Raw genomic sequence first — 1,780 nt, 5'->3', positions numbered from 1 at the left:
GTAGAGGCGACCGGCGGATCGGTCACAATCAACGGCACCGTCCAGGGCGACCTCGACGCCGCGGGCGGCACCGTCGTGATCGGATCGCCCGCGAGGATCGACGGCACGGCGACGGTGGCCGGCGGGACGATCACGGTCGCGGGCGCAATCGGCGACGACGCGCGTCTCGACGGCGGTTCGGTCGGCGTCGCGCCGGCGGCGACGATCGACGGCGATCTCACCTACAGCGCCGAGGAGGCTGAGATCGACGAGACGGCCGTCGCCGGGTCGGTGACCGAGCGCGACGGCCCCGGGGCGGGACCGCTTTCGGGCGTCTCGCTCCCCGACGTCCCGGGGTGGGCGGTGACGCCGCTCACGGGCGTGTATCTCTTTTTCGCGAACCTCGCGCTGGGTGCGATACTGGTGACCGCGGCCCCCGACGTCAGCACCGCGATCGCCGAGCGCGGCGTCGATCGCCCGCTGTCGAGCGGCGGGGTCGGGCTCGCTGCGGTCTTCGGCGCGCCGTTCGCGCTCGGGGCGCTGTTTCTCTCGGTCGTCGGGATCCCGCTCGGGTTTCTGGCGGTGTACGGGTTCGTCTTCGCGGCGTGGGCGGGGCTCGTCTACGGCGGGTTGGCGCTCGGCCGCTGGGGGCTGGCGCTCGTCGGCCGGGAGAGCACCTGGGGCGCACTCGCCGTCGGGTTGGCGGCGATCAGCCTCGCGAACGCGGTCCCGTATCTCAGGGTGGTCGTCGCGCTGATCGCGCTGCTCGGTCTCGGCGCGCTCGCGTGGGTGCTGTACGACCGTCGGACGCGGGGAGACGGCAGGGAAAGGGCGGTGGCGGAGCCGGCGGACGGTTGAGACGCCCGCGGTGGGGACGACGGCGCCGTCGATCGCGTCCGAGAGGTTCGGTTTCCGCTGTGCGCGGAGAGTCACCCTGAAAACGGTGGGCGCTCGGCGTTTCGGGGCGGTACCGACGGACGAACGAAAGCCAAAACGATTTGACGGCCGGCGCGGTACGGGAGGACATGCAAGCAGTCGTGCTCGCCGCCGGCGAGGGGACCCGGTTGCGGCCCCTCACGGAGGACAAGCCGAAGGCGCTCGTCGAGGTCGACGGCCGGCCGATCCTGAGTCACTGTTTCGATCGGCTGATCGAACTCGACGCCGACGAGCTGCTCGTCGTCGTCGGCTACAGGAAAGAACAGCTGATCGAGTACTACGGCGACAACTACGAGGGCGTGCCGATCACCTACACCCACCAGCGCGAGCCGAAGGGGTTGGCTCACGCCCTGCTGTGCGTCGAAGAGCGGATCGACGACGATTTCATGCTCATGCTCGGCGACAACGTCTTCGAGGCCAACCTCGCGGACGTCGTCAACCGACAGCGCGAACACCGGACCGACGCCGCCTTCCTCGTCGAGTCGGTCCCCTACGAGGAGGCCTCCCGCTACGGCGTCTGTGACACCAACGACTACGGCGAGATCACGGAGGTGATCGAAAAGCCGGACGAGCCGCCGACGAACCTCGTGATGACCGGCTTCTACACGTTCACGCCGGCGATCTTCCACGCGTGTCACCTCGTCCAGCCCTCGGATCGCGGCGAGTACGAGCTCTCCGATGCGATCGATCTCCTGTTGCAGTCCGGGCGCACGATCGACGCGATCCGGATGGACGGCTGGCGGATCGACGTCGGCTACCCCGAGGACCGCGACGAGGCCGAGCGCCGGCTGCAGGGGGAAGTCGACGCCGACGGCGAAGCGGCGAGTGCGGCCTCGGAGTAACTCGGTCGATCGGTTTCGGTCGG

General features: G+C 69.8%; 2 protein-coding genes. Both read left to right on the top strand.

The annotated features are described in order from the left end of the window. The coding region (locus Q0916_RS06050) for a polymer-forming cytoskeletal protein (RefSeq protein ID WP_299235708.1) at positions 1–837 on the top strand (837 nt) is incomplete at its 5' end. Positions 838–1,004: 167 nt separating this feature from the next. Then, positions 1,005–1,757 (top strand): UTP--glucose-1-phosphate uridylyltransferase AglF, encoded by a 753-nt coding sequence (gene aglF, locus Q0916_RS06045; protein ID WP_299235705.1) that lies wholly within the window; start codon positions 1,005–1,007, stop codon positions 1,755–1,757. Positions 1,758–1,780 lie beyond the last annotated feature (23 nt).

The sequence above is a fragment of the Natronomonas sp. genome (genome assembly GCF_028274965.1).
Classification (GTDB): Archaea; Halobacteriota; Halobacteria; order Halobacteriales; family Haloarculaceae; genus Natronomonas.
The sequence above is the reverse complement of the archived record's forward strand: the minus strand, read 5'-3'. Positions and strand labels throughout refer to the sequence as shown.

Bases quoted from the DNA above. Each gene is read 5' to 3' on its own strand.
- aglF (WP_299235705.1), top strand. From the start codon at position 1,005: ATGCAAGCAGTCGTGCTCGCCGCCGGCGAGGGGACCCGGTTGCGGCCC.